Origin of the sequence: Rhodococcus sp. P-2 (assembly GCF_016598535.1) — a bacterium.
In the GTDB taxonomy this organism is placed as follows: Bacteria; Actinomycetota; Actinomycetes; order Mycobacteriales; family Mycobacteriaceae; genus Rhodococcus_F; species Rhodococcus_F baikonurensis.
On record NZ_CP066779.1, the window covers coordinates 1,565,457 to 1,592,225 of the forward strand.

Consider the following 26,769-nt stretch of genomic DNA (forward strand, 5'->3'; position numbering starts at 1 on the left):
ACCCACGCTATTTCACCGCGCGCACACCTACGCCCAGACCGACGACCGCAACGCCCACAGCGGCCACTATTCCCGCCAGAACGCCGCCCGACGCGAAGTCACCGGCAAACAGTGCCCGCTCGGCGTCGACGACATAGCCCAGCGGATTGATGTTCACGAGGACCTTCATCCAACCCGGCGCGTCGTCGAGCGGAAGCATGGTTCCCGACAGGATCAGGAGCGGGAACATCAGCGTCTGCTGAACGACCCAGAACATCCAATCCTGCTCCTGCACAGCCAGAGCGAGAGCATACGAGAGCGCACCGAGTCCGACGCCGAACACTCCGAGCAGGACGATCCCGAGTGCGGCGCCCGCTGCGTTGACGTCCAATCCGAGTGGTAACGCGACCAGGATGATCAGAATCGCCTGCGCGGCAAGCGGAACCATCTCCTTGCACGCCCTCCCGATCAGCAACGACGAGCGTCTGAGCGGAGTCACCAGCATGCGCTCGTGCGACCCCTGCTGCATCTCCATCAGAAGGTTGGAACCGGTCATCGTCGTTCCGAAGATCGCGATCATCACCAGTACACCGGGAATGAACCAATTCCACACGCCGTCACCGGTACCCGGGACCCCTTTGAGCAGAGGCCCGAACAACGCCAGCAGGATCAGCGGCTGAACGAGGCTGAAGATGACGCTGACCGGGTCACGCAACATCGGGCGCAGCTCACGGCCCATCACTATTGCGCTGTCTCGAACAATGTTGCCGTGCACGGTACGTGGGGCGTCGAGTGTGATTGTCATGGCAGATTCCTGTTCGTCGTAGTGGTTCTAGGGAGCGACTGCGGCGGCGCTCTCGCGCAGACTGCGGCCGGTGAGGGTGAGGAAGACGTCGTCGAGAGTCGGCCTGGTGATGTCGGCGGTGAGAGCGCGTGCACCGCGGGCATCCGCTTGACGCAACAACACCGGCAGCGTCGAATCACCCTCGCCCGCACGAATACTCACCACGTTTGCGTCGACGGCGACTTCACGAACGGTGACAAGTTGCTCGGCCACCGACGCTGCGACGCCGGCCGCCTCGGTGCTGTCGAAGGTGAGCAGAAGATGGTCTCCTGCAAGATCCGCTTTGAGTGCGGTGGCAGTGTTGTCGGCGATGACTGTGCCTTCGTCGATGACGATGACCCGCTCTGCCATCGAATCCGCTTCTTCGAGATAGTGCGTGGTCAGCACGATCGTGGTGCCCATCTCTCGCCGCAACCGGAGAATGTGGTCCCAGAGGTTGGCCCGGCTCTGCGGGTCCATCCCCGTAGTGGGTTCGTCGAGGAAAAGCAGTGGAGGGCGATGAACCAGACCCAGCGCGATATCGAGCCGCCGTCGCTGCCCGCCGGACAATGTACTGACCTTTCGAGTGCCCAGATCGGTGAGTTCGAGATCACCCAGCAGCTCGTCGGCCCGGACCTGCGAGTCACCCTTCGACATTCCGTAGCACAGTCCCTGCGTCACCAACTCGTCGCGAACCCGCTGGTTATGGCCGGCGCCGTTCCCCTGACCGACGTATCCGAGGCTGGAGCGCACTTCGTTTCGCGCCGCAGCGATGTCGAAGCCTGCGATCCGCGCACTTCCGGACGTGGGCTCGAGCAAGGTGGTCAGCATGCGCAACGTCGTCGATTTTCCGGCGCCGTTCGGTCCCAGCAAGGCAACCAACTCACCCTCCGCGACGTCGAGGGTGACCCCCTTGACGGCTTCCACGAGCTTCCTACCCTGGGCGAAGTGCTTGGTGAGCGCCTTCGTCTCGATCATCGGTCTGTCGTTTCCGCGACTCATGATGTGGCCCCAATTTCTTCTCGGCTGGTCGGATGTGGACCAACCTAAAATCAATTGCGGACTCATACGGTCCTAAATGTTTGGCAGACTTCCTTCCATGAAGGAGACATCGGCTCGCCTACTGCGGTTGCTGTCACTGCTCCAGACGCGTCGAGACTGGTCCGGTGCCGAACTCGCAGACAAGCTCGCGATCACCCCGCGCACTGTGCGCCGGGACGTGGACCGCCTCCGCGATCTCGGATATCCAGTCGACGCGACGGTCGGCGTCGGCGGTGGATATCGCCTGGGAGCCGGTGCGGAAATGCCTCCGCTTCAGCTCGATGACGAGGAAGTGCTCGCGGTGGCGCTCTCTCTGCAGTCCGGGGCGACCGGATCCGTGGTCGGCATCGGCGAGGCTTCGATGCGCGCGCTCGCGAAATTACGACAGATCATGCCGTCGAGACTGCGGCACCGTCTGGAGTCCCTGTCGATCGACGTGGTGCCGCGAGAGCCGGCAGCGAGCGCAGTCGATGCGTCGGTCCTGTCCGCCATCGCGTCGGTGTGCCACAACCACGAACGCCTGAGGTTCGACTACAGCACGCACGACGGGACGCAGAGCCGGCGCGAGGTGGAACCGTACCGACTCGTGCGGTCGGGAGTTCGGTGGTACCTGGTGGCCTGGGATCTCGCTCGCGAAGACTGGCGGTCGTTTCGCGTCGACAGAATGGAACCCAAGATCCCTACCGGTCCACGATTCACGCCCCGGGACCTACCGGCCGGGGGCGCAGCAGACTTCGTCTCGCGCGGTGTTGCTCGTGCCTATTCCTCCACGCGCGCAACAGTTCTACTGCATGCACCCATCGAGCAGATTGCACCCATGGTCAGTGAACAGTGGGGATCAGTGGAGTCCACCGACGAAGGCCGTTGCGTCATAGTGCTTTCGGGAACTTCCCTGCGGTCGATCGCACAGTGGCTCAGGGCCTTCGACGCCGATTTCACGGTGGTGAATCCACCTGAACTCCGTGAGGAATGCCGCACGATCGCGGCGGAAACGGCAGTGGCCGCTCAGCGGTATCTCAATGCATGACAGCACTTTCGCGCAAAATACAACAAGACCCCAACTCCGAAGAGCTGGGGTCTTGTCAGTACGTCATGCGTCGGTTGCCCGACTTACATGGACGTCTTAGACGATGGTAACGCCGGTGGCCTGCGGGCCCTTGTTGCCCTGACCGATCTCGAACGCCACGCGCTGGTTCTCCTCGAGAGTGCGGAAGCCGCCACTCTGGATCTCGGAGTAGTGAACGAAGACGTCAGCACTGCCGTCTTCGGGAGCGATGAAGCCGAACCCCTTCTCGGAGTTGAACCACTTCACGATGCCCTCTGCCATGTAAATCTCCTCTAACACAGTGTCAACAGGCAGTCGCTTCGACCGCCCGGGTCACTTACTACGACCGTTCTGAGACAAATCCGTGGAGGATGTCCAAACGCTCGCAACCTAACCATTTGCGAGCGTGGAAACACAAACACAAACACTTACGACCAACACAAGTAGACCACACATCCGCCGTGTTGTCTTCCCTGAGGCCTTCGTCACTGCCCAAGCCGTTGACAGGCATACCCCCTGGGGGTACCTTCAGATGCAGAGCGATACCTACACCGGGTATCCGTAAAATGAGTTTTCCACAACCGAAAGGATCTGCGATGACCACCGCCGAATACACCGTTTCCGGAATGACCTGCGGACACTGCGTCGGATCCGTCAAGGAAGAGATCGGCAACATCGCGGGCGTCACCGCGGTGGATGTCGAATTGGCGAGCGGACGCGTCGTCGTCACCAGCGATGCTCCTGTCTCCGCAGCCGACGTCGTCGCAGCAGTCGACGAAGCCGGCTACACAGTCGTACCAAGCTGAGTCAGCCGTGCGCACCTCGACAACACTTGCCGCCTACGCCGTAGGGTTGGTCGCCGTCTTCGGCGCCGCCCTCGGCGTGGGGGCCGCAATCGGAAGCCCGATAGACATGTCCACCACCCAGCACAGCACCCACGAATCAACCACCGAATCGATGCCAGGCATGGATTCCGCAACACCCGCAGGACTCGAAGTCTCCTCCGGCGGATACACACTCACCGAAGTGACCGCACCCGGTCGGGCCGGGGAGCAGGGAACGTTGGCATTCCGGATTCTCGACGGCAACAACGCACCCGTCGTCGATTTCGACCTCCTGCACGAGAAGAAGCTCCACCTCATCGTCGTCCGAAACGACACGAGCGAATTTCGCCACGTACATCCTTCACTCGCCGCTGACGGCACCTGGTCGATCGACTGGACCTGGCCCGTCGCCGGCACCTACCGGGTGTTCGCGGACTTCGATCCCACCGACGGGACCCAACTGACACTCGGCCGAAACTTCGACGTGGCAGGCGAATTCACTCCTGCGCCGTTGCCGGCGAAGAGCGCGACCGCAACTGTCGACGGATACACCGTGACTCTCGACGGTGATCTGAGCACTGCCGGCGGCCCGATCACGCTGAGCGTTGCTCGCGACGGAGCCCCGGTCACCGATCTCGACCCGTACCTCGGCGCCTACGGTCACCTTGTGGCTCTGCGCACCGGCGACCTCGCCTATCTGCACGTGCACCCCGAGGGTGAGCCGGGCGACGGCGTCACAGCTCCTGGTCCGGACATTTCCTTCCACGCGCAGGCGCCGAGCGAAGGCACCTACCGACTGTTCCTCGACTTCCAGCACAAGGGTGTGGTTCGCACCGCCGAATTCACCGTTGATGCAGGCACTTCCACAGCTTCAGTTCCAGACAATCACGAGGGAGGGCACTGATGACGTCACCGACTGCGGTCGACAATGCTGCCAACTCGAGCAGCGTCGAACTCGCGATCACCGGGATGACCTGCGCCTCCTGCGCGTCACGAATCGAGAAGAAACTCAACAAGATCGACGGCGTCACGGCCACCGTCAACTACGCGACGGAAAAGGCCAAGGTCACCTTCCCGGACGGGGTACCCGTCGAGGAGTTGGTGGCTGCCGTCGAGAACGCCGGCTACGCCGCCGCTCTCCCCAAGCCGCCCAGCTCGACTGACACCGTCGACCCGGATGCGGAAACACCGCAGGACCGCGATCTGCGCGAGCTTCGCGCGCGCCTGATCATCTCGACCCTTCTCTCCGTCCCGGTCATCGCGATGGCGATGATTCCCGCGCTCCAGTTCGACAACTGGCAGTGGCTCTCCCTCACGCTGGCCGCACCGGTCATCGTGTGGGCAGCCCTGCCCTTCCACCGGGCCGCATGGGTCAACCTGCGTCACGGCGCCGCCACGATGGACACGCTCATATCCCTGGGCACCATCTCGGCATTCATCTGGTCCCTCTATGCACTGTTCTTCGGCACCGCGGGCGAAGCAGGGATGAAACACGCCTTCAGACTCACGGTCGACCGGATGGACGGCAGCGCCAACATCTACCTCGAGGTTGCCGCGGGCGTCATCACGTTCGTGCTGGCCGGACGCTACTTCGAGCACAAGTCCAAGCGCACGTCCGGGGCCGCACTACGCGCGCTCATGGAACTCGGCGCGAAAGACGTCGCGGTATTGCGAAACGGTGTGGAAGTACGAATCCCCGCCGAAGAACTGACAGCGGGCGACTCCTTCATCGTTCGGCCCGGCGAGAAGATCGCCACCGACGGCATCATCGTCGAAGGCCACTCAGCCGTCGACATGAGCATGTTGACCGGCGAATCCGTGCCGGAGGAAGTCGGTGTCGGGGACACTGTCGTCGGTGCAACCGTCAACGTCGGCGGAACCTTGACCGTCGAGGCAACCCGCGTCGGGAGCGACACCCAACTCGCCCAGATGGCGGCACTGGTCGAAGACGCACAGAACGGCAAGGCCGAAGTTCAGCGCCTCGCCGATCGAATCGCCGGCATCTTCGTACCGGTCGTCATCGCGATTGCCGTTGCGACCCTGGGCTACTGGCTCGGTACCGGCAACCCCATCGAGATGGCCTTCACTGCTGCTGTCGCCGTGCTGATCATCGCGTGCCCCTGTGCCCTCGGATTGGCAACGCCCACAGCCCTGTTGGTGGGCACCGGCCGCGGAGCCCAGATGGGAATCCTGATCAAGGGTCCCGAGGTACTCGAATCGACCCGGGCAGTCGACACCGTCGTGCTCGACAAGACGGGAACCGTCACCACCGGTCAAATGACATTGCTCGACACCGTGGTCGGCGAAGGTACAACCGTCGACGAGGTGCTTCGGCTGGCCGGCGCCCTCGAACATCGCTCCGAGCACCCCATCGCAGCAGCAATCGCGAAGGGCGCGACCGAAGTCGTGGGCGAGTTGCCTCCGGTCGAGGACTTCGTGAACGTCGCCGGACGCGGCGTGCAGGGAATGGTCGACGGTCATGCCGTCGTCGCCGGCCGAGACGCACTGCTGGCCGACTGGTCGATGCCGTTGCCGGAAAATCTCCGTGAGGCGAAAGCTGAAGCAGAGAAGGCCGGGCGGACCGCAATCGCGGTGGGCTGGGACGGCCAGGCACGGGGCGTCCTCGTGATCGCCGACGCGGTCAAGGACACAAGTGCCGAAGCAATCGCGCAGTTGAAGGCACTCGGCCTGGAACCGGTCCTGCTGACCGGCGACAACGCCACTGTTGCCCGCACCGTGGCGGATCAGGTCGGGATCAGCACCGTCTTCGCCGAGGTCATGCCGGCCGACAAGGTCGACGCCGTCAAGAAACTGCAGGCGGAAGGACGCGTCGTGGCCATGGTCGGCGACGGCGTGAACGACGCGGCAGCCCTCGCTCAGGCAGATCTGGGTCTGGCAATGGGCACGGGCACCGACGTTGCAATCGAGGCCAGCGACATCACCCTGGTGCGCGGTGACCTGCGGTCAGCAGCCGATGCAATTCGACTGTCCCGCAAGACGCTCAAGACCATCAAGGGCAACCTGTTCTGGGCCTTCGCCTACAACACGGCTGCGATCCCGCTGGCCGCGGCCGGCCTACTCAACCCGATGCTCGCCGGTGCCGCAATGGCATTCAGCAGTGTGTTCGTGGTGAGCAACAGCCTGAGGTTGCGGCGGTTCAAATAGGGGGCAAGCCCCCTGTGCGCGGTTAGGGAGTCCCTGCACTCCTTAACCGCGCACGGGGCTATTCGCCTCCAGCCAGCCGAACGAAGGCTGCCGCGTCGAGCATCTCGCCACGCGTCTGTGGCTCGATACCGGCAGCGAGGAGCCGTCGTTCGGCTTCGGCGGGCGAACCTGCCCAACCACTGAGCGCGGCACGCAAAGTCTTGCGGCGCTGCGCGAATGCGGCGTCGATCGCCGCGAAAACCTGCTTGCGGTGCTTCTCGTCCATCGGCCACGGCGGCTCCGCGTACCGGTCGATACGAACCAGACCGGATTCGACCTTGGGCACCGGCCAGAAGACGTTGCGTCCGACGGCACCGGCGCGGCGAACCTCGCCGAAGAAGTTGGCCTTGACGCTGGGAACACCGTAGATCTTGCTTCCCGGATCAGCCGCCAGGCGATCGGCTACCTCGGCCTGCACCATCACGAGTGCGGTCCGCAAACTCGGCAACGAGGCGAACAGGTGCAGCAACACCGGCACCGCGACGTTGTACGGCAGGTTCGCGACCAGCGCGGTCGGCTCGCCGGGAATCTGCGAAGGCAACACACGCATCGCGTCGGCTTCGACGACGGTCAGGCGATCGGCCAACTCCGGCGCTCGCTCGGCCACCGTCTTCGGCAGGCGAGCCGCGAGGTTGGGATCGATCTCGACTGCGATGACCCGATCGACCACGTCCATCAGCGCCATCGTCAGCGAACCGAGACCAGGCCCTACCTCGAGAACGACGTCGTCACGTGTGACGCCTGCCGTGGTGACGATGCGCCGCACGGTATTGGCGTCGTGAACGAAGTTCTGCCCCAACTGTTTCGTGGGCCGGACACCGAATTCCTCGGCAAGAGCGCGCACCTCGACCGGACCGAGCAGGGCTGCCTGCCCGCGCGGAGTAGCGATGGGTTCGTTCGATTGTTCGGCGTCTGACACCAGTAGAACTTATCCCAGTCCGAGGCGACCCGAGCACGACGGCCATGCGCCCCAGCCCTGAGTGCGCTGCGTTTGCGTCGCGATCGCGATCTGCTCTTCGCGGGTTGCGAGGTCGGCGCGAGGCGCATACTTCAACCCGCCCTGCCGTTCCCACGTGTTCTGATCGAACTGCACGCCGCCGTAGAAACCGTTGCCGGTGTTGATAGCCCAGTTGCCGGTGGCTTCGCACTGTGCAAGCGCATCCCACGTCGCACCGTTCTCCACGGGCGGCACCTCGGTGCCCGGCTTCGTTCCGACACGCACGACCTTCGGCTGCGCCGGTGTGGTGATCGTCTCCGATACCTGTGTACGTCCGGCCTCGACACCGTTGACGAGATTCACGGCGAACGTCACGTCACGCACGCCTGGAACCCCCGGGTTCTCGACGATCGTCCGGCTCTGGTTCATCGTCGGATCCTCGATGCGCTGATCCGGCGGATCGAGCGGCAAGGTCTCGACTTTGTTCTCGGTGCGGTTGCGCGTCACCGTGACCTCGAGGCCCTCGGTCAGCGGAGCGTCGGCAGCCGGAACCACGGTGTCCGACTGCTCGAGCGGGGTGCCGTTGGCGGTGAGGAACTCCCCGACCGTGGGCGCTGCGATACGCACGTCTGCTGCTGCGTTTGCGCCGTCGACCAGTTTTGCGACGACCGGTGACAGGACATCGAGTGCAGCGCCGTCGAGCGGAAGACGCTGCGAGCGCGACGCCGACACGTGCACATCCGCCGCGACGTCCAACTGCTTGAGCGCATCGTCAACGGTCAAGGCAGTGGTCCAGAGCTTCTGCGGCTGACCGTCGACCGTCAGCGTGATCTCACGAGCGCGACGGAGCACTACGGTGTCGCCGTCGGACAGTGACGCGTCGGCCGCGGGAGCAACTGCGTCCTTGTCACCGATCGGGTAACCCGCATCCTCGAGAGCGCCGTCGACGTTGGTCGACATGGTGCTCAGGCGGATCTGTTCACCGTCGACGTCGAGGGTGATGGTCTTGTGCCGGACGACGGCCAGAACGCCACCCACGAGAACCGTCAGGAGAAGCGCGGCGATCACCGAGTACAACAACGGCGACCTGGTCGAGTTGATCTTGGCGAACGGTGACATGGGTTCCTGAGTTCTGTGTGGAGTGAGGCCGCGTCAGCGCAGGCCCAATTTGCTGGTGCAGGACGGCCACGCACCCCAGCCCTGACCGGCGCGGACCTTCTCGCCGATCGCGATCTGCTGTTCACGTGATGCGAGGTCGGCGCGAGCTGCGTACTGACCGCCGCCGAATGCTTCCCAGGTGCTCTGGGTGAACTGAAGTCCTCCGTAGAAACCGTTGCCGGTGTTGATGGCCCAGTTTCCGGTCGCTTCACACTGCGCAATGGAGTCCCACGTCGACGCGTTGGAAACGGCAGGAGCGGAAGCCTGCTTGGTACCGACCTTCACCACTGCTGCGACGGGTTCCTTGATCACGGTCGCGGACAGTTCGGTTCGCCCGGCCTCGACGCCGTTGACGGTCTTGACCTCGACGGTGGCCGTGCGCTCACCCGGAACACCCGGGTTCTCGACGACGGTCTTGTCCTTCTCGAGCTCGGGGTCTTCGACCTTGTTCTCCGGCGGCGCGATCGGCTGCGTCTCGACGCGGGTGTCCGTGCGATCGCGGGTGACCTGGATGGTCAGGCCGTTGGTAACGGGTGTGTCAGCGGTGGGAACAACCGAGTCTGCCTGCTCGAGCGGCGCATTCTTGGCCGCGAGAAGATCACCGACGGTCACGGCGGCGAGCTTGATCTCCGCCGCGGGAGCGCCACCGTCGCTGACGCTGACGGTCTTCGGGCTGACGACGTCGAGCTCGGTACGTTCGAGGGGCAGACGATGCGAGCGCGAAGCCGAGACTGCGAAGTCGTCGGAAACATCGACCTGCTTGAGTGCCTCGTCGACCGTCAATGCGGTGGTCCAGATTGTGGTCGGCTGGCCGTCGACGGTCAGAGCCAACTCACGGGCACGGCGCAAAACGACGGTATCGCCGTCGGACAGGGAGGAATCGGCGCTGGGTGCGAGAGCATCCTTGGGATCGACCGGGTATCCGGCGTCCTCGAGGGCGGTACCGACGCTGCTCGACATCGTGGACAGCGAGATCATGTCGCCGTCGACGTCGAGGGTGATCGTCTTGTGCCGAACCACGGCGAGCGCACCTCCGACGATGAGCGTCAGAAGCAACGCACCCACCACTGAATAGAGAAGTGGTGACTTCGTGGAGTTGATCTTGGCAAAAGGCGACACAGGAAATCCCAAGGCAGACGACGTTCGATCACAATACGGTAACGACCGAGCGTTGCATCGGCAACCAAATCACAACGAAATGCGACTTTTGTCACGGAACGGCAACGGCGTGTCGTGTGTTCTGCACTTTCCGGCTCCGATACCCGTGTATCGATTCAGCTCTGGGCGCAGTATGTTCTCGTCTGGTTCAAAGCAGTCCGGCGATCCCGGGCGCGACAGAAGAAAGCTGGGCGATAGTGCGAAGAAGATTCGACAGACCACGTAATGCCAGGTGGCCGATCCTGGCCATCCTGCTGGCGCTGATCGCAGCGCTGTTCGCCCCAGGAATAGCGAGCGCGCAACCCGGACGCACCTACACGATCGCCACCGATCTGACATTCGCCCCGTTCGAATTCGAGAACGAAGACGGCAAACTCGTCGGCATCGACATCGACCTGCTCAACGCGATCGCCGAGGATCAAGGTTTCAAGGTCGACATCAAGCAGCTCGGCTTCGACGCTGCGCTTCAGGCCGTGCAGGCGGGACAGGCCGACGGCGTCATCGCCGGCATGTCCATCACCGACGCCCGCAAGCAGGTGTTCGACTTCTCCGACCCGTACTTCGAGTCCGGCGTCCAGATGGCAGTTCTCGAGACCGACAACGACGTGAAGTCGTACGAAGACCTGAAAGGCAAGCGCGTCGCCGTCAAGAACGGCACCGAGGGCGCCAGCTTCGCAGAGTCCATCAAGGACCAATACGGCTTCACCACAGTCTATTTCGCCGACTCCGCCAGCATGTACGACGAGGTCCGCACCGGAAACTCCGTCGCAGTCTTCGACGACTACCCCGTCCTCGCCTACGGCATCACCCAGGGCAACGGCCTCAAGACGGTCACCGAAAAAGAGGTGGGCGCGAGCTACGGCTTCGCAGTCAACAAGGGCCAGAACGCCGAACTGCTCCAGATGTTCAACGCCGGTCTGCAGAACCTGCGCGACGACGGCCAGTACGACGAGATCGTCTCGACCTACCTCGGCCAGGGCGCATCGACGTCGGACAACTCGATCATCGGCTTGATCAAAAGCACCTACCCCCAACTCCTCAAAGGTCTGTGGCTGACGATCGTTCTCTCGGTCGTCTCGATCGCGATCGCTCTGGTTCTCGGTGCGATCTTCGGCCTCTGCCGCGTATCGACCAACGTGTTCGTCCGCGGAATAGGCACGACCTACGTCGACATCTTCCGCGGCACACCGCTGTTGGTGCAGGCATTCTTCATCTACTTCGGCATCCCGGCAGCCCTGCATTTCCAGATGTCCGCCTTCACCGCAGGCATCATCACGCTCTCGCTCAACGCCGGCGCGTACATGGCTGAAATCGTCCGCGGCGGCATCCTGTCCGTCGACAAGGGACAGATGGAAGCGTCACGAAGCCTGGGCATCAGCTACATGAAGTCGATGCGAAAAGTCATCATGCCGCAGGCAATTCGCACGATGATCCCGTCGTACATCAACCAGTTCGTCATCACCCTCAAGGACACGTCGATCCTGTCGGTCATCGGACTCGCCGAGCTCACTCAGACAGGGCGCATCATCATCGCGCGCAACTTCCAGTCGTTCAACATGTGGCTGATCATCGGCGTCATGTACTTCATCATCATCATGGCGCTCACCAAGCTGTCGAACCGCCTCGAGAAGAGGATCAACAAGTGACCGAAACAGCCGTCAACATGGGCAAGTCAGACACCGAGGTCAAGATTTCGGTCAAGGGACTGAAGAAGTCCTTCGGCGACAACGAGGTTCTCAAAGGCCTCGACGTCGACATCAAGAGCGGTGAAGTGGTCTGCGTCATCGGACCTTCCGGTTCGGGCAAGTCCACCTTCCTGCGCTGCCTCAACCGCCTCGAAGACATCACCGCCGGATCCGTGCGCGTCGACCAGTTCGACCTCACGAACAAGGACGTCGACATCGACAAGGTTCGCCAGCACATCGGGATGGTGTTCCAGCACTTCAACCTGTTCCCCCACATGAGCGTCGTCGAAAACGTGATGCTCGCTCCGGTACAGACCGGGCGATCGACCAAGGAACAGGCCCGCGAGATCGCCGTCAAACTGCTCGGCCAGGTCGGCCTGGCAGAGAAGGCAGATGCCAAGCCCGCCAGCCTGTCCGGTGGGCAGAAGCAACGAGTCGCCATCGCCCGCGCGCTGGCCATGAGCCCGGACATCATGCTGTTCGACGAGGCCACCAGCGCCCTCGACCCGGAGATGGTGGGTGAGGTTCTGCAGGTGCTGCGCGACCTCGCCGAGCAGGGCATGACCATGGTCGTCGTGACGCACGAGATGGGCTTTGCCCGTGAGGTTTCCGATCGTGTCATCTTCATGGCCGACGGATACATCGTCGAAGAAGGTAAGCCGGAGAGCCTGTTCGGCAACCCCCAGCAGCAACGCACCCAGGACTTCCTGGCGAAGGTCCTCTAGGGCCAAGCCCCCTGTGTGCCTTTTCGGTAGTGGGGACTACCGGAAAGGCGCACGGGCGGTGGCCAATTCGACCACAACGGCCGTCTCCATCCAGCCACGACGACCGGCAACCAGTGATGACATGCCGCGAAAAGACCGTGGGACCTTCTCGACTCGAACAAGATCGATGCTCCCAGGCACCAACAACCAGCGCCCGGACCCTTTTTCGAGAAATTCACCGCGCTCGAGCCGGATCGAACGAACGATCCCGGCCGTAGGTTCCACCTCGTCGGGATAGATTCCTCCATGAACCGACCCGTCGAACCACAGCGACTTCTGAATCGGGTGCAAAGCCCACCAAGATTTTTTGCCGACCACCGGTAACGGTGCACAGCACTCGAATTCCCACGTTTCGATGCGGACTGTGACCACGTTGTAGTCATCCATCTGAATACTCCGCGCAGTAGACGAACCGGAACACGACGGTCCCGGGCGCGGAGTTACCTGTCAGACCACAATAGCGTCAGAGCTTGTACACGCGCTCCGCTGTCGCCGTGGACGCTGCGGCCAGCGCCTGCGGATCCTCGCCGCGGATGTCCGCGAGTGCGCGCACCGTGTACGGCAGGCAGTACGACTCGTTGGGGGCGCCGCGGAACGGGTGCGGCGTCAAGAACGGCGCGTCCGTCTCGACGATCAGCTGATCCGAGGGCACCAACAGCGCGGCCTCACGCAGCGCCTTCGCATTCTTGAAACTCACGGTCCCCGAGAAACTCAACACGTAGCCCGCGTCGATGCATGCACGGGCCATCTCCGAATCGGAGGAGAAGCAGTGGAAGACCACGGTCTCCGGCGCGCCTTCCTCGTGCAGCACCCGCAGCAAATCCTGATCGGCTTCGCGATTGTGAATCATCAGCGTCTTACCGAGACGCTTCGCCAGATCGATGTGCCACCGGAAACCGTCGACCTGCTCCTCGATGGTGGCGCACCCCTCGAGCTTGCCGGGCCAGTAGAGGTCGAGCCCCGTCTCCCCCACTGCAACGACTCGTGGATCGGCCGCCAACCGCTCGATCTCGGCTCGCGTGCCGGCATCGAGAACGTTTGCCCTGGTCGGATGGATTGCGACGGCTGCGTAGACTCTCGAATCCCAATGAGCCGCTTCGACTGCAAATCGCGCGGCATCAAGGTCGTCGGCCACCGTGACGACTCGTCCGACGCCGACGGCCTCGGCTCGATCGACTATTTCGGCCACGGTCGCAGCATCGTGCGCACCACACGCGTCGAGGTGCGTATGGGCGTCGATCAGAGGCGACAAGGGCTCAGGGGCATCGGGGGCGGGACGGTCTTTGCTCACGCCCGATAGAGTAAGCGCACCATGACTGTGCCTGCCTCACCCTCCCAGACCCCGCGCCCGGACTCCGCCGCCCAGGAAGGCGCGGAACGACCGCCGTTCTACATCACGACAGCGATCGCGTATCCCAACGGCGCTCCGCACATCGGCCACGCGTACGAGTACATCTCCTCGGACGCGCTCGCCCGCTTCAAGCGGTTGGACGGACATGAAGTGTTCTTCATGACCGGCACCGACGAGCACGGTCTGAAGATGCAGCAGACAGCGATCAAAGAGGGCATCGACGTCCGCGAACTCGCGGCCCGGAACTCCGACGTGTTCCAGAACCTCGACAAGGTCCTGAACATCTCGTACGACCGGTTCATCCGCACCACCGACGCGGATCATCAGGTGGCCAGCAAGGCGATCTGGGAGAAGATGGCCGCGTCGGGCGACATCTACCTCGACACGTACTCGGGGTGGTACTCGGTTCGTGACGAGGCTTTCTACACCGAAGCCGAGACCACACTGCTGGAGGACGGCACACGTCAGTCCACCGAGACCGGCACGCCCGTGGAGTGGACCGAGGAGTCGAACTACACCTTCCGACTCTCGGCATACGAGGACCGCCTCCTCGCGCTGTACGAAGAGCACCCCGAATTCATCGCCCCCACGACGCGCCGCAACGAGATCGTCAGCTTCGTCAAGGGCGGCCTCAAGGACCTGTCGATCTCACGCACCACGTTCGACTGGGGCGTCGAGGTTCCCGGCGACTCCGACCACGTCATGTACGTCTGGGTCGACGCGCTCACCAACTACCTGACCGGCGTGGGTTACCCGAACGTCGACTCGGCGGAGTTCGAGAAGTTCTGGCCCGCGAGCCTGCACATCATCGGCAAGGACATCACGCGGTTCCACACCGTGTACTGGCCGGCGTTCCTCATGTCTGCGGGCATCGAACTACCGGAGCGGGTCTTCGTCCACGGGTTCTTGTACAACAAGGGCGAGAAGATGTCGAAGTCCGTCGGCAACGTCGTCGACCCCATCGCGATGGTCGATCAGTACGGCCTCGACGCGGTCCGTTTCTTCCTGCTCCGCGAGATTTCGTACGGCCAGGACGGCAGCTACAGCCACGAAGCAATCGTGACACGTATGAACGCAGACCTGTCCAATGAACTGGGCAACCTCGCGCAGCGTTCACTGACGATGGTCGCGAAGAACTGCGACGCCCAGGTCCCCACCCCCGGCGAGTTCACCGAGGACGACCTGGCGATGCTGGCGTCGGCGGACGCCTTGCTTGCCAAGTGCCGCAGCGAGTTCGACGTGCAGGCTCTGCACCTCGCGTTGGAAGCCATCTGGGGCGTTCTCGGCGAGACCAACCGGTACTTCTCCAAGCAGGAACCGTGGGTTCTACGCAAGACCGATCCGGCACGCATGGCGACGGTTCTGTACGTGACGCTCGAAGTGGTCCGCATCGTCGGGCTTCTCGTTCAGCCGGTGATGCCCGACGCTGCTTCGCGAATCCTCGATCTGCTCGGCCAGAGCGAAGAGAACCGTCAGTTCGCCGACATTGCGGTTCGCATCGACGCGAACCGGAAACTGCCTGCTCCGGCGCCAGTTTTCCCCCGCTTCGTCGAAGAATGAGCTAGGCGAGAGTGCCGCAGGTGGGGTCCGAGATATCCGGTTACAGGCGGATGTGTCGGACCCCACGTGCACACTCCAGCCATGACGACGAATAGAACATACATTCGAACCAGCGCTTCGGCGCAGACACTGCCATGGAACGGAGCACGGGTGTCCACTCAGGAGGTCAGCCCTCAATCCGTTTCCGCGGCGCGAGATCTCGTTTCCGAACTGTCCGCGGCGTACGACCGCGGATGGCAGCCGGCGGATCTGATTCATCTGGCGCGCCGAAGCAAAGACGCGTCCGACGCAGATCTCGCCGCCACCACCATCCTGTTCGACGCGAAGGCGTCGCGCGCCTCCGATCGCGCACCGCTCGAATGGGTGGGGCAGTTGCAGACGATCGGCGAGCAGTATCCGAAGTCTCGGCACATCGCTTCTCGAATCACCGTGGACGACGACGTTTTTCGCTCCCTCGCGGCCGGCCTCTTGTTCCAGGATCCATACTTCCTCGTTTCGCAGATCGTCGACGTCGCGCGATCGTGGATGCGCCTGCCTCAGTGGACGATATTGCTCGCGCCACCGTCCATCTGGCCGTCGCAACGCACCGACACCAGCTATGCCGGCGTCGGTGATACGGAGGTCGACGCCAAGGTACTCAAGCGAATTCGTGGGCTGCTCGCCAAAGCGGAAGCCACCAACTTCGCCGAAGAAGCCGAGATTTTCACCGCGAAGGCACAGGAGTTGATGACTCGATACGCGATCGATTCCGCGCTGCTCCACAGTCGCGCCGGGGTCACCGACACGTCCGTGAATGCCCGACGCATTCACATCGAGAACCCGTACGTGAAGGAAAAAGTTCACCTCCTGACCGAGATCGGTGAATCGAATCGAGTCAGGACGGTCTGGTTCAGCGACATCGCACTCGCGACCGTCGTCGGCACTCCGGTCGACCTTCAGCAAGTCGACATGCTGTTCACTTCCCTGCTCGTACAGGCAACCCGTGCAATGCAATTCGCCGACTCGAGCAATCGGGGTGGCTCACGCACCACCTCGTTCCGAAAGGGCTTCCTGGCCGGGTTCGCCAGCCGAATCGGACACCGCCTACGCGACGCCGACACTAAGGCCACCGCCGAAGCGGCCGACGCGGCATCGATGGACGTCGCGGACCTTCTGCCGATTCTCGCCACCACATCCGAGGCTGTCGACGCCGAGTTCGATCGATTGTTCCCGACAACCCGCAAGACTCGCGGACGGTCCGTCGACGCCGAAGGCTGGCACGCCGGCCAAGCCGCGGCCGACGACGCCAACCTGCGTCCCGGTGCGCCTGCAGTGCACCGCTCCCGCTAGTCCTTTCGAGCGGCCAGGACCGTCTCGTACAACTCACGCTTGGAGACTCCGGCCGTTGCGACCAGAGCACACGCGTCCTTCAAGCGCGCTCCCCCCTCGACCAACCGTTCCACCTCGTCGACAAGATCGGCAGGATCAGATGCCACCAGCACGGCGCCTTCGAGCACCACCGTGATCTCGCCGCGAACACCCTCGGCCGCCCAGGCAGCTAACTCTCCGAGAGTGCCGCGCTTCACTTCCTCGTAGGTCTTGGTCAATTCCCGGCACACGGCCGCGCGGCGATTCGGTCCGAGGACGTCCACCGCGTCTGCGAGGCAATCGGCAAGGCGATGGGGTGCTTCGAAGAAGACGCATGCTCGCTGCTCTGTTGCCAAGGCAGAGAGCCACGTCTTGCGCTGCCCCTGCTTACGCGGCGGGAACCCGTCGAAGCAGAACCGCTCCACGGGCAAGCCCGAGAGCGCGAGCGCCGTCGTCACCGCCGACGGACCAGGGAGGCACGTGATCGCGAGGTTCTCGGCTACGCACGCGGCAACAAGGCGATACCCGGGATCACTGACCGACGGCATGCCTGCATCCGTGACCAGCAGGACGGTCTTGCCCTCGGCCACATCTGCGACCAGCGCGGGCAGCCGCGAAATCTCGACCTGATCGTAGAAACTGACGATCTTCCCGGTGATGGTGACGTCGAGCGCGGACGCCAGAGACTTGGTGCGTCGTGTGTCCTCCGCAGCGACGACGTCGGCGGTTGCGAGAGCAGACCGAAGACGCGGGGATGCGTCACCGACATCTCCCATGGGTGTTGCGGCGAGTACCAAACGACCAGTCATACCTGACAGCCTACGATTGCCAGGTGACTGTGCAGACGGACGAGCGGCCAACGCCCGCCACGAGCGATCGGGTAGTGCGTAGTCCCGGCCCGCTGGTACCGGATCCTGATTTCGGCCCGACAGACAGATTGCGCGGCTGGATCGTCACCGCTTTCATCACCGCCGTCGCAGCGATCACCCGCTTCACGATGCTCGCCTACCCGACCGACGCCGGCACACCGGTCTTCGACGAGAAGCACTACGTTCCGCAGGGTTGGCAGGTCCTCACCGGCGGCGGCATCGAAGACAATCCCGGTTACGGGTTGGTGGTCCACCCGCCGATCGGCAAGCAGATGATCGCGATCGGCGAAGCACTCTTCGGTTACAACGGTTGGGGGTGGCGCTTCTCGTCGGCCCTGGTCGGAACGCTGATGGTCTTGCTGATCATCCGCATCGTGCGCCGCATGACGCGGTCGACGCTCATCGGCGCCATTGCTGGAATCCTGCTCATCGTGGACGGCGTCACCTTCGTCTCCTCACGCCTCGGGATGCTCGACATCTTTCTGGCATTCTTCGTCCTTGCGGCGCTCGGATGCCTGGTGGTCGATCGCGACCAAGTCCGCGAACGAATGGCGAAGGTGTACGACGAGGGCCGCATCGGCGATTCTGTCTGGGGTCCACGGCTGGGTTTCCGGTGGTGGAGGTTCGGCGCCGGCATCCTGCTCGGCCTGGCCTGCGGAACCAAGTGGTCCGGCATGTACTTCATTCTCTTCTTCGGGTTGCTCAGTGTTGCCTTCGACCTGTCGGCGCGCCGCGCATACCGTGTTCAGCGCCCCTGGGTGGGCACCGCCGTTCGCGACATCGGTCCAGCTCTGTATGCGCTGGTGATCATTCCGCTGGGTGTGTACCTCGCGAGCTACTGGGCCTGGTTCACCAGCGAGACCGGCGTCGACCGTCATGCCGTCGGCAACGAGATCGGTGAGGGCGGTACGTGGAGTTTCATCCCGTCTGCGCTGCGCTCACTCTGGTACTACAGCGGAAACGTTCTGCAGTTCCATGCCGGTCTGACCAACTCCGCCGGAAACCACCACCCGTGGGAGTCGAAACCGTGGACGTGGCCGATGGGGCTACGACCGATGCTCTATTACTATGCCGACGGCGAGCAGGTCACCGGTTGCGGGGCCGCCAGCTGCGTCAAGGCAGTCATGCTGATCGGCACACCGGCAATGTGGTGGCTGGCGCTACCGATGTTGGCGTGGGCGATCTGGCAGACGTTCGTGCGCCGTGACTGGCGATACGCGGTGGTCCTGACGGGTTACGGCGCCGCTTACCTTCCGTGGTTCGCGACGCTCGACCGCCAGATGTACTACTTCTACGCCGTTGCGCTCGCCCCGTTCATGGTCATGGGATTCGCGCTGGTCCTCGGCGACGTTCTGGGCAAGGCGAGCGCGTCCGTCGAGCGTCGTACCACCGGACTTCTTGCAGTCAGTCTGTACATCGGTCTGGTCGTGGCCAACTTCGTCTACCTCTGGCCGATACTCACAGCCATGCCGATCACGCCCGAATCGTGGCAGAACCATTTGTGGTTGCCGAGCTGGAAATAGGGGGACAAACGAAGGAGGCACCGAACCGGGTTCGGTGCCTCCTTCGTTTCACGATTACTCCGCCGGTTTGCCGACGCGGCGCCCCCGCCGCGGGCGTAAGAGGGCACGTTTCTGTTCCTTCGCCGCAACGATGATCGGGTCGTGCGAAAGATCCTTGTACAGCGAGAAGCACAGGCCGATCATGACCAGCACGAACGGCGCCGCCGCGATGATCGTCATCGTCTGCAAGCCGTCGAGCGCTTCGGAACCACCGGTCCAGAGCAGAAGTGTTGCGACGCCACCGGTCAACATGCCCCAGAAGACCACGACCCAGCGACTCGGTTCGAGCGTTCCGCGTTGTGAGAGCGTCCCCATCACCATCGACGCAGCGTCGGCGCCGGAGACGAAGAATACCGCGACGAGCAGCATGACCAGGACGGTCGTGACACCGGCAAGCGGCAGATTGTCGAGCATGCCGAACAGTTGAGCCTCTTCCGAGCCTCTGCCGGACAAGCCGATTCCGTCGCGTTCCTCGCCGATACCCGCGCCTCCGAAGATCGCGAACCAGAGCAAGCTGACAGTCGTGGGAACGGCGATGACGCCGACGATGAATTGGCGGATCGTGCGGCCGCGGCTGATGCGCGCCAGGAACATGCCGACGAACGGCGTCCAGGACACCCACCATGCCCAGTAGAAGATCGTCCACGACGAAAGCCACGCGCCCGTTTCAGGATTCGACGATGCACCCGTGCGGGCGGACATCTGGGCAAGGTCGGAAACGTAAGCACCGATGGTCGTCGGGAGCAGATTGAGAATCAGCACGGTCGGCCCGAGAACGAACACGAACAGGGCCAAGATCAGCGCGAGCACCATGTTGATGTTGGACAACCACTGAATTCCCTTGGCCACACCGGAAACTGCCGACGCGACGAACGCCAGGGTCAGTACCGCAACGATGGCCACGAGCAGGAATACGCCGGCTTCTTCCATCCAGCCGACTACCTCGAAACCGGAGCCGATCTGAAGTGCGCCGAGCCCCAAAGATGCTGCGGTACCGAAAAGTGTGGCGAAGATTGCCAGGATGTCGATGACCTTGCCGATCGGCCCTTCGGCTTTGCGACCGAGCAACGGGATGAAGGCCGAGCTGAACAGTTGCTTGCGTCCTCGGCGATACGACCCGTACGCAATGGCAAGGCCCACAACGGCATACATCGCCCAAGGATGAAGACCCCAGTGAAACATGGTGGTGGCCATGGCAGTTCCGACGCCACCGTCGGTGCCGGGAGGCGGAGTCACGTAGTGCGCCAGCGGTTCCGCGACACCGAAGAACATCAGGCCGATACCCATGCCGGCGCTGAACATCATGGCGATCCAGCTGACGGTGCGGAACTCGGGCTTCTCGCCGTCTTTGCCCAGCGGAATGTCGCCGAATCGACTGACGGCAAGGTAGATGGAGAACAGCACGAAGGCCGAAGCCGCAAGCACGAAGAGCCAGCCGATGTTGGTCACCAGCCAGTTGAGAACACTTCCGGTTACCGAATCGAGGTTGTCGGGAGCTACGAGACCCCACACGACGATTGCCGACACGGCTGCAGCCGCGACGGAAAACACCACGTAGTCGGTCCGAACGCCTACCCGAGTAAAGCCCGTCTCCGGGCGCTCTTCGTTGGCCCCGGAATCTTGTTCGGATCGATCAGATTTCGTCACCATAGATGACTACGTTCGTCACTTTGTGGGCCAAAAGCAAGCCGGAAGGCGGGCTCAACGTCCGTTGAGCCCGCCTTCTCACCCCGATCAAGCTGGGGTTTTAACCCAACCGTTGCCCTTGCCGATCAATCCGTCGATACTGATGCGTCCTGCGCCCATCACGGCGATCAAGAGCGATCCGACACCGAGTGCGACGACGAGTTCATAGCCGCCGTTGTCGATGAAGACACCCTTGTCCGCGTGCACGATGAAGAACGCGCCGACCATGTCGAGGAACAGCAGGGCTCCGACGAGCGGGGTCAGCAGACCTGCGATGAGCAGGATGCCGCCGCCGAGTTCGATCGACGCCGCCAGAACTGCCGAAATCTTGGGGAGCGGGGCGCCCATCCCTTCGAATGCAGCCTGCGTTCCAGCGATCTTGTAGGTGAAGAACTTCTGCCAACCGTGGGCGATGAAGATGATCCCGAGGCCGACACGGGCGATGAGGAGTCCGAGGTCACGAGCAATCGACGAATTCATGAGCCAAGACTGACAGCTTTAAGTTGAAGCGTCAACTTAATCATTGTGTCACGCACCTCTCAATGCCGACTCCACCATGGCGACGATCTCACTGTCGGAGTACCCGAGCGAGCGCACGTTATGCGCGAACGCGGTCGCCGCCTGTTCTGCCTGCGCCTGCACCGGATCAGTCCCCGAAGCGATGAATGTCCCTTGCTTGCCTCGCGTCTCGATGACGCCCTGATCGCTGAGCGCGCGATAAGCCTTCGCGACGGTATTTGCCGCCAATCCCAGCTCCGACGCCAACGCACGCACCGTCGGAATCTTGGTTCCCGCGATCAACCCACCGCCGTGCACCTGCTCGATAATCTGTTGCCGCAGTTGGTCGTACGGAGCTGTGGAGGAATCGTGGTCGATCGCGATCTTCATCGTCACCCTCGTCGTATCTTCTCGGTCACAGGCCCTCGATCGCTTCGCGGATCGTATGCGGGCCGGAGGTCAGAACCAATATCTTGCCGACACTGGACGGGGCATCGATGAGCGCTTCGACCACCGCGGCGACATCGGCACGAGGCACCGAGCCTCGATCGACGGGCGGCTCGGCTAGAAGGACTTCACCGGTGGGATCGTCGTCCGTCAGAAGCCCTGGCCGAAGAATCGTCCAGTCCAGCGAAGTCCTAGTCTTGAGATCTTCCTCCGCTGCAGTCTTCGCTCGTAGATAGGCGGCAAAAACCTCGTCGGTGTTCTCTGGTATTTCGTCACCAGCACCCATGGCGCTGATCTGGATGAACCGACGCACTCCGGCCTTCTCGGCAGCATCGGCCAACAGCACCGCCGCGGCCCGGTCGACGGAGTCCTTGCGCTCGATCGAGCTACCAGGTCCGGCACCTGCGGCGAAGACCGCGACGTCGGCACCGTCGAGTACCTTCGCAACTTCCTCGACCGTGGACGATTCCAGATCGATCACCACGGGGAACGCGCCGAGTGTGCGGACGGCACCCTCGTGCGCGGAATTGCGGATCAGCGCTACCGGCCGATCACCGTGCCCTGCCAGCAAGTACGTCAGGTGCTGCGCAATCTTGCCGTGCCCACCGGCAATGACCACGCGTCGTTCGTCCACACTGCGATGTTCCGTCATCGTTTTCTCCTCACAAGTCGGTACTTCAAGTGCAGCGCGCCGGAGGTGTCCGTTGTTCCCCTGTTTGTCCCACGAGTTCGGACTCAGAGGCAGAATGACGGACATGGCATCTGCAACCATCTTCCACAATCAACGGTGCAACACCTCGCGAACTGTTCTCGGGCTCATCCGGGACGCGGGCATCGAACCCACAATTGTGAAGTACCTCGATACTCCGCCTACCCGATCCGAGCTGGAAAAACTCCTCGCCGACTCCGGCCTCGAGCCCAGCCAAGCGGTTCGCAAGCGCGAAACGCAGTACAAGGAACTCGGACTCGCCGATGCTTCCGAATCCGAAATCCTCGACGCGATGATCGAGCACCCGATTCTGATCGAACGCCCGTTCGTGGTTACGGACAAGGGCACCGTGCTCGCGCGTCCGGCAGCCAAGGTGGAAGAAATTCTCTGACAGCGTCGACGGCTTACAGCGGATCGCGGGCGATCGGGCAGGACATACACCGAGGTCCACCACGGCCGGACCCCAGTTCCGAACCCGCGATTCGCAAGACCTCGATACCCGAGGCCTCGAGCCTGGCGTTCGTTTCGACGTTGCGCTCGTAAGCGACCACGACGCCCGGTTCGACGGCCAACGTGTTGTTCCCGTCGTCCCACTGCTCACGCTCGGCCGTCACCGTGTCGAGTCCGGTGTCGATCACACGAAGTTTTCCGATTCCCATGGCGTCGGCTGCCGCTTCGAGGAACGGTGTGGCCCCGCGAATACTCACCCCGTCGTCTTCCTTGCGCAGGGTGAACGCCGACAGCGTGTCCTGGATGGCCGGATACATGACGACTGCGTCGGCCTCGACCATGGTGCAGACCGTGTCGAGATGCATCGACGCTCGGCGTTGTTCGATCGGAACGACCAGCACCGTATGGGCGAGACCATCGTCGAACACGCTACGCGCCAACGCTTCTGCTCCAGCGGGCGACGTCCGTTCACCGACACCGATTGCGATCACCCCTGATGCGAGAAGCAGTACGTCTCCTCCCTCGACCGGAGCCGTGTGCGACTCGTACGCGCGGCGCACGCCCTTGAATCGAGGGTGATGCGCGTACACGAGATCCGTGATCGAGGATTCGCGAGCTCGCGCCGACAACGCCAAGGACGTGATGATCACCCTTGGTCCCACCCAGAACGACGAGTCTCGCGTGAAGAGCAGATTGGGCAGGGGGTCGATCACGAAGTCACCGCCGTGATGCATCCTGCGTACCAACGAGGTCGAGTCGGCATCGATCGGCAGCTCGTCGAACGTCATTCCCGCGGTGAGGATCGACGACAACTCCTTCGGCTCCACCTTTCGCAGGTACGCAGCCAGGTGTTGCCCGAGCGCGTGCCCGATCTTGCGTGCGTCGACGGCGGCCGCGATCCCCTGGATCCGCGCAGCGCCGCTGACCTCGAGCGCTTCGGTGAGGAGATCGGACAACAGCAGGACCTCGACGCCGCGCTCACGAAGGACGGTCGCGAACTGATCGTGTTCTTCCTGCGCACGGTCCACCCACGGCAACGCGTCGAACAGCAACTCGTCGTTGTTGCGTGGGGTCAACCGTTTCAGCTCGTCGCCGGGCCGATGAAGAATGACCGATCGCAATCGGCCCACCTCGGAATCGACACCGAGGGGGACGGAGCCAGAAGCGTTCATGACTGAACACTAATCCCGCGGGCCCCACCCAGCAGGGAGGAGCAGCTGCCGTACCGGCCCGCGTAACGTCTTGTCCGACGCAGGCGAGAGGACCACCAAATGGGCAGTACGGATCAGGCGGCGCTGAGCGGCGCCGGAATCGACCGGTTCACCGGACGCTGGGTCGGCGCTGGAGCCGGACATTTCCCCACGATCGACGACTTCGAATATTCCGAGGAGATCGAGTTCGCTCCGACTCCGAAACCGTTTGTCACCTACTCGTCGCGCACTCGTGGGCTCCCAGACGGCCGACCGCTTCACATGGAATCGGGTTACCTACGCCCGACACCGGGTGGCGAGCTCGAACTGCTCGTCAGTCAACCCACCGGATTTGTCGAGATCCATCGCGGAACCGTCGACTCCGAAGGCACTCTCGCCTTGACCCGTAACACGCTCGCAGCATCGCCCGACGCCAAACCGGTCCACGACGTCCGGCGGGTCATGCGGGTCCAGGGCGACACGCTGACGTACGACTTGTGGATGGCGCGCGGTGACACCCCGCTGACGCATCACCTCCACGCCACCCTTCACCGGGCCACGGACCGATAGTCGCCATGGAGATGCCTTCGTGGAAAGCCAAGGAATTGACTCCCGGTCAGCTCTCCGAGCGCAGCGGTGTCGCCGTCTCGGCCCTGCATTTCTACGAACGGGAAGGCCTCATCGTCAGTCGCCGGACCAGCGGCAACCAGCGTCGATACCAACGAGACACGCTTCGACGCGTCGCCTTCATCAGAATCTCGCAGCGCGTCGGGATTCCGTTGTCGGAAATCCGGGAAGCCCTCGGCACACTTCCTGAGGGCCGCACCCCGAACCGTGCAGATTGGGAGAGGTTGTCGACTGGATGGCGGCGCCACCTCGATCTCCGTATCGAGCAACTGGAACGTCTGCGGGACAACCTCACCGGTTGCATCGGCTGCGGGTGTCTCTCACTGGAGGGGTGCTCACTGGCCAACCCTCACGATCAACTCGCGGCCGCCGGCCCCGGTGCGCGCGTGCTGGAGGTCGATTTCGGCGCCGATTCAGGCGAGAAATGACTCGACGGCATCTCGATCGCGCCCCAGCAAGTCCTCAACGGTCTTCTTCAGCAACTTCTCGATCTGACCACCGATAATCGGCATCTTCACTTCGGCCGTTCCGTCGACGGCCAGTCGCGTGCGGGACTCGGCGGCTGTGAGGTCGAGCGTCGTCTCGATTCGTATCGGCAGTCCGTGCGCGATTCCGGTGACCGACCCGGCGGCCTTCCCGTCAGACAGGGGTCCCCAGTGGTCGACCCGTGTCAGACCGAGTCGACTCGGCGCAACCTTGGCGACCAGGCTCGGGAGGGAGGCGGAGTCGATTTCCTCGGACACCGATACTTGAATCGACCCGTCTGCAACGTCGATGTCCGAGGTGGCATAGAGGTCTCCGAGTCGGACTTCCCAATAACGCGGGTCCGTCAGAGTTCGATGAACGTCGTCGATGGGATATTTGAATTCGATATCGAAGTAAAAACTCTTCGGCATGACTTTGGTCCCTATTCGGCTAGATAAAAGTCCCGGCGGAGTTAACGCTCATCGCTTGAGCAATTTACTGAACTGGTCGTTCGCTTTTTGCATCACGAACTCGTATGGCGGTGCGAATTTACGCGCCCACCAGTATCCGAATCGGATGTCATTGGACGTATATACGAGATACGTGTTCTTCTCGATTCCCCGCAGAATGCACGACGCCACCTTCTCCGGCGAAACCGCACGCTTCTCGAATCGATGCGTGAGCTTTTCGACCCGCGGGTCGCCTCTGTCGATACCCGCAATTTCCACGGTTCCCACCAATGGCGTCTTCACGCCACCCGGCACAACCAGACTGACGCCGATTCCGTGCCGCTTCAGATCGAATCGCAGCACTTCGGAGACACCGCGAAGGCCGAACTTGCTCGCACTGTAGGCGGCATGCCACGGCAGGGCCAGGAGCCCCGCGGCCGAAGACACATTGACCAGGTGCCCACCCTTGCCGGCACGAATCATGGGCGGAACAAACGTCTCCATGACGTGGATCGGCCCCATCAGGTTGACGTCCACCATGGACTTCCAGTGCCGGTGTTCGAGGTTCTCGATAGTTCCCCACGCCGAAATGCCGGCGATATTCATGACGACATCCATCGGAGAGAATTGAGTGTGAATCTCGGTACCGAATTTCACGACCTCGTCGTAGTCCGAGATATCGAGCGCCTTCGCCATGCTGACCGTGCCGCCGGCGGCGCCGACCATCGCGACTGTCTCTTCCAATCCGAGGTTGTTGATATCGGTGAGAAACAATTCGGCGCCGGCCTCGGATGCACGGAGCGCAGTTGCGCGTCCTATTCCACTACCAGCGCCGGTGATCAGGCATTTCTTGCCGTCGAGCGACCTTACAGACATGGATGAACACTCCCCCGCACTCGTACTGTGGACATGCGGGAAAGTCTACGCACGCGCGGTGTGAC

The 26,769-nt window shown here is 62.8% G+C and carries 28 protein-coding genes; 12 read left to right on the forward strand and 16 right to left on the reverse strand.

Annotated elements, in window-relative coordinates:
* Positions 1-7: 7 nt before the first annotated feature.
* Both I7X09_RS07330 and I7X09_RS07335 read right to left on the reverse strand, forming a co-directional pair.
* Positions 8-784: an ABC transporter permease gene (locus I7X09_RS07330; protein ID WP_200316245.1), complete on the reverse strand. Its 777-nt coding sequence runs from the start codon at positions 782-784 to the stop codon at positions 8-10.
* Positions 785-811: 27 nt separating this feature from the next.
* The gene (locus I7X09_RS07335; RefSeq protein ID WP_200316246.1) at positions 812-1,804 is read right to left on the reverse strand and encodes an ATP-binding cassette domain-containing protein; all 993 of its coding nucleotides are present in this window, start codon (positions 1,802-1,804) and stop codon (positions 812-814) included.
* A gap of 97 nt (positions 1,805-1,901) precedes the next feature.
* Between I7X09_RS07335 and I7X09_RS07340 the strand changes: the two genes are divergently transcribed.
* Complete coding sequence (locus I7X09_RS07340; protein ID WP_124567429.1) at positions 1,902-2,870, forward strand: helix-turn-helix transcriptional regulator; 969 nt, start codon at positions 1,902-1,904, stop codon at positions 2,868-2,870.
* 96 nt (positions 2,871-2,966) lie between these two features.
* Here I7X09_RS07340 and I7X09_RS07345 read toward each other — a convergent pair whose 3' ends face one another.
* Positions 2,967-3,170, reverse strand: a complete 204-nt coding sequence (locus I7X09_RS07345) for a cold-shock protein (RefSeq protein ID WP_003946232.1) — start codon at positions 3,168-3,170, stop codon at positions 2,967-2,969.
* 314 nt (positions 3,171-3,484) lie between these two features.
* Here I7X09_RS07345 and I7X09_RS07350 point away from each other — a divergent pair, with 314 nt between their 5' ends.
* From I7X09_RS07350 to I7X09_RS07360, 3 genes are read left to right on the forward strand one after another with little or no spacing between them, the layout of a single operon-like run.
* Positions 3,485-3,694: a heavy-metal-associated domain-containing protein gene (locus tag I7X09_RS07350; protein WP_095971032.1), complete on the forward strand. Its 210-nt coding sequence runs from the start codon at positions 3,485-3,487 to the stop codon at positions 3,692-3,694.
* A gap of 7 nt (positions 3,695-3,701) precedes the next feature.
* The gene (locus I7X09_RS07355; RefSeq protein WP_095971033.1) at positions 3,702-4,616 is read left to right on the forward strand and encodes a hypothetical protein; all 915 of its coding nucleotides are present in this window, start codon (positions 3,702-3,704) and stop codon (positions 4,614-4,616) included.
* Positions 4,616-6,877, forward strand: a complete 2,262-nt coding sequence (locus tag I7X09_RS07360) for a heavy metal translocating P-type ATPase (RefSeq protein ID WP_124567431.1) — start codon at positions 4,616-4,618, stop codon at positions 6,875-6,877. The genes I7X09_RS07355 and I7X09_RS07360 overlap by 1 nt, the downstream gene beginning before the upstream one ends.
* 58 nt (positions 6,878-6,935) lie before the next feature.
* Here I7X09_RS07360 and rsmA read toward each other — a convergent pair whose 3' ends face one another.
* The 3 genes from rsmA to I7X09_RS07375 are packed head-to-tail and all read right to left on the reverse strand — an operon-like array spanning position 6,936 to position 10,130.
* A complete protein-coding gene (gene rsmA / locus I7X09_RS07365; protein WP_003946263.1) occupies positions 6,936-7,835 on the reverse strand; it encodes a 16S rRNA (adenine(1518)-N(6)/adenine(1519)-N(6))-dimethyltransferase RsmA in 900 nt (299 codons plus the stop codon).
* A 9-nt stretch (positions 7,836-7,844) separates the two neighbouring features.
* Positions 7,845-8,972: a resuscitation-promoting factor gene (locus tag I7X09_RS07370; RefSeq protein WP_200316247.1), complete on the reverse strand. Its 1,128-nt coding sequence runs from the start codon at positions 8,970-8,972 to the stop codon at positions 7,845-7,847.
* A gap of 33 nt (positions 8,973-9,005) precedes the next feature.
* Positions 9,006-10,130 carry a resuscitation-promoting factor gene (locus I7X09_RS07375; protein ID WP_095971036.1) on the reverse strand — a complete coding sequence of 375 codons (1,125 nt, stop codon included), beginning with the start codon at positions 10,128-10,130 and terminating at the stop codon, positions 9,006-9,008.
* Between the two features lie 236 nt (positions 10,131-10,366).
* Between I7X09_RS07375 and I7X09_RS07380 the strand changes: the two genes are divergently transcribed.
* Together I7X09_RS07380 and I7X09_RS07385 are read left to right on the forward strand one after the other, a co-directional pair.
* Positions 10,367-11,815: an amino acid ABC transporter substrate-binding protein/permease gene (locus I7X09_RS07380; protein ID WP_095971037.1), complete on the forward strand. Its 1,449-nt coding sequence runs from the start codon at positions 10,367-10,369 to the stop codon at positions 11,813-11,815.
* Positions 11,812-12,579 carry an amino acid ABC transporter ATP-binding protein gene (locus I7X09_RS07385; RefSeq protein WP_124567434.1) on the forward strand — a complete coding sequence of 256 codons (768 nt, stop codon included), beginning with the start codon at positions 11,812-11,814 and terminating at the stop codon, positions 12,577-12,579. The genes I7X09_RS07380 and I7X09_RS07385 overlap by 4 nt, the downstream gene beginning before the upstream one ends.
* Before the next feature lie 36 nt (positions 12,580-12,615).
* On the opposite strand, the gene I7X09_RS07390 is transcribed toward I7X09_RS07385, so the two are convergent.
* Positions 12,616-13,005: a DUF6578 domain-containing protein gene (locus tag I7X09_RS07390; RefSeq protein WP_200316248.1), complete on the reverse strand. Its 390-nt coding sequence runs from the start codon at positions 13,003-13,005 to the stop codon at positions 12,616-12,618.
* Positions 13,006-13,081: 76 nt separating this feature from the next.
* The gene (locus tag I7X09_RS07395) at positions 13,082-13,909 is read right to left on the reverse strand and encodes a TatD family hydrolase (RefSeq protein WP_124567436.1); all 828 of its coding nucleotides are present in this window, start codon (positions 13,907-13,909) and stop codon (positions 13,082-13,084) included.
* 21 nt (positions 13,910-13,930) lie between these two features.
* On the opposite strand from I7X09_RS07395, the gene metG reads away from it, so the two are divergent.
* Both metG and I7X09_RS07405 read left to right on the forward strand, forming a co-directional pair.
* On the forward strand, positions 13,931-15,529 hold the full coding sequence (gene metG / locus I7X09_RS07400; RefSeq protein ID WP_095971041.1) for a methionine--tRNA ligase: 1,599 nt from the start codon (positions 13,931-13,933) through the stop codon (positions 15,527-15,529).
* A gap of 150 nt (positions 15,530-15,679) precedes the next feature.
* On the forward strand, positions 15,680-16,858 hold the full coding sequence (locus tag I7X09_RS07405; protein WP_200316249.1) for a DUF2786 domain-containing protein: 1,179 nt from the start codon (positions 15,680-15,682) through the stop codon (positions 16,856-16,858).
* Here I7X09_RS07405 and rsmI read toward each other — a convergent pair.
* Complete coding sequence (rsmI, locus tag I7X09_RS07410; RefSeq protein WP_124567437.1) at positions 16,855-17,685, reverse strand: 16S rRNA (cytidine(1402)-2'-O)-methyltransferase; 831 nt, start codon at positions 17,683-17,685, stop codon at positions 16,855-16,857. The two genes, I7X09_RS07405 and rsmI, sit on opposite strands and share 4 nt — an antisense overlap.
* A 74-nt stretch (positions 17,686-17,759) precedes the next feature.
* Between rsmI and I7X09_RS07415 the strand changes: the two genes are divergently transcribed.
* Complete coding sequence (locus tag I7X09_RS07415) at positions 17,760-19,268, forward strand: dolichyl-phosphate-mannose--protein mannosyltransferase (protein ID WP_419183478.1); 1,509 nt, start codon at positions 17,760-17,762, stop codon at positions 19,266-19,268.
* Between the two features lie 54 nt (positions 19,269-19,322).
* Here I7X09_RS07415 and I7X09_RS07420 read toward each other — a convergent pair whose 3' ends face one another.
* The 4 genes from I7X09_RS07420 to I7X09_RS07435 all read right to left on the reverse strand — a co-directional run bounded on the left by I7X09_RS07420 (position 19,323) and on the right by I7X09_RS07435 (position 22,590).
* Positions 19,323-20,957 (reverse strand): BCCT family transporter, encoded by a 1,635-nt coding sequence (locus I7X09_RS07420; protein WP_200316251.1) that lies wholly within the window; start codon positions 20,955-20,957, stop codon positions 19,323-19,325.
* Between the two features lie 84 nt (positions 20,958-21,041).
* Entirely contained in the window at positions 21,042-21,473 is a 432-nt protein-coding gene (locus I7X09_RS07425; RefSeq protein ID WP_095971046.1) for a DoxX family protein, read from the reverse strand.
* 48 nt (positions 21,474-21,521) lie between these two features.
* A complete protein-coding gene (locus tag I7X09_RS07430) occupies positions 21,522-21,881 on the reverse strand; it encodes a GntR family transcriptional regulator (protein WP_095971283.1) in 360 nt (119 codons plus the stop codon).
* A gap of 25 nt (positions 21,882-21,906) precedes the next feature.
* Positions 21,907-22,590 carry an SDR family oxidoreductase gene (locus I7X09_RS07435; RefSeq protein WP_124567438.1) on the reverse strand — a complete coding sequence of 228 codons (684 nt, stop codon included), beginning with the start codon at positions 22,588-22,590 and terminating at the stop codon, positions 21,907-21,909.
* Between the two features lie 94 nt (positions 22,591-22,684).
* Here I7X09_RS07435 and arsC point away from each other — a divergent pair, with 94 nt between their 5' ends.
* Positions 22,685-23,038 (forward strand): arsenate reductase (glutaredoxin), encoded by a 354-nt coding sequence (gene arsC, locus I7X09_RS07440; RefSeq protein ID WP_200316252.1) that lies wholly within the window; start codon positions 22,685-22,687, stop codon positions 23,036-23,038.
* 13 nt (positions 23,039-23,051) lie between these two features.
* Here the strand turns inward: arsC and arcA are convergent, their stop codons facing one another.
* Positions 23,052-24,269, reverse strand: a complete 1,218-nt coding sequence (arcA, locus tag I7X09_RS07445) for an arginine deiminase (RefSeq protein ID WP_095971047.1) — start codon at positions 24,267-24,269, stop codon at positions 23,052-23,054.
* A 99-nt stretch (positions 24,270-24,368) separates the two neighbouring features.
* On the opposite strand from arcA, the gene I7X09_RS07450 reads away from it, so the two are divergent.
* Together I7X09_RS07450 and soxR are read left to right on the forward strand one after the other, a co-directional pair.
* A complete protein-coding gene (locus I7X09_RS07450; RefSeq protein WP_200316253.1) occupies positions 24,369-24,857 on the forward strand; it encodes an FABP family protein in 489 nt (162 codons plus the stop codon).
* A 5-nt stretch (positions 24,858-24,862) separates the two neighbouring features.
* Positions 24,863-25,342: a redox-sensitive transcriptional activator SoxR gene (soxR, locus tag I7X09_RS07455; RefSeq protein ID WP_095971049.1), complete on the forward strand. Its 480-nt coding sequence runs from the start codon at positions 24,863-24,865 to the stop codon at positions 25,340-25,342.
* Here soxR and I7X09_RS07460 read toward each other — a convergent pair.
* Both I7X09_RS07460 and I7X09_RS07465 read right to left on the reverse strand, forming a co-directional pair.
* Positions 25,328-25,810 (reverse strand): DUF2505 domain-containing protein, encoded by a 483-nt coding sequence (locus I7X09_RS07460; protein WP_200316254.1) that lies wholly within the window; start codon positions 25,808-25,810, stop codon positions 25,328-25,330. The two genes, soxR and I7X09_RS07460, sit on opposite strands and share 15 nt — an antisense overlap.
* Positions 25,811-25,858: 48 nt before the next feature.
* Positions 25,859-26,704 carry an SDR family oxidoreductase gene (locus I7X09_RS07465; protein WP_095971051.1) on the reverse strand — a complete coding sequence of 282 codons (846 nt, stop codon included), beginning with the start codon at positions 26,702-26,704 and terminating at the stop codon, positions 25,859-25,861.
* Positions 26,705-26,769: the final 65 nt, after the last annotated feature.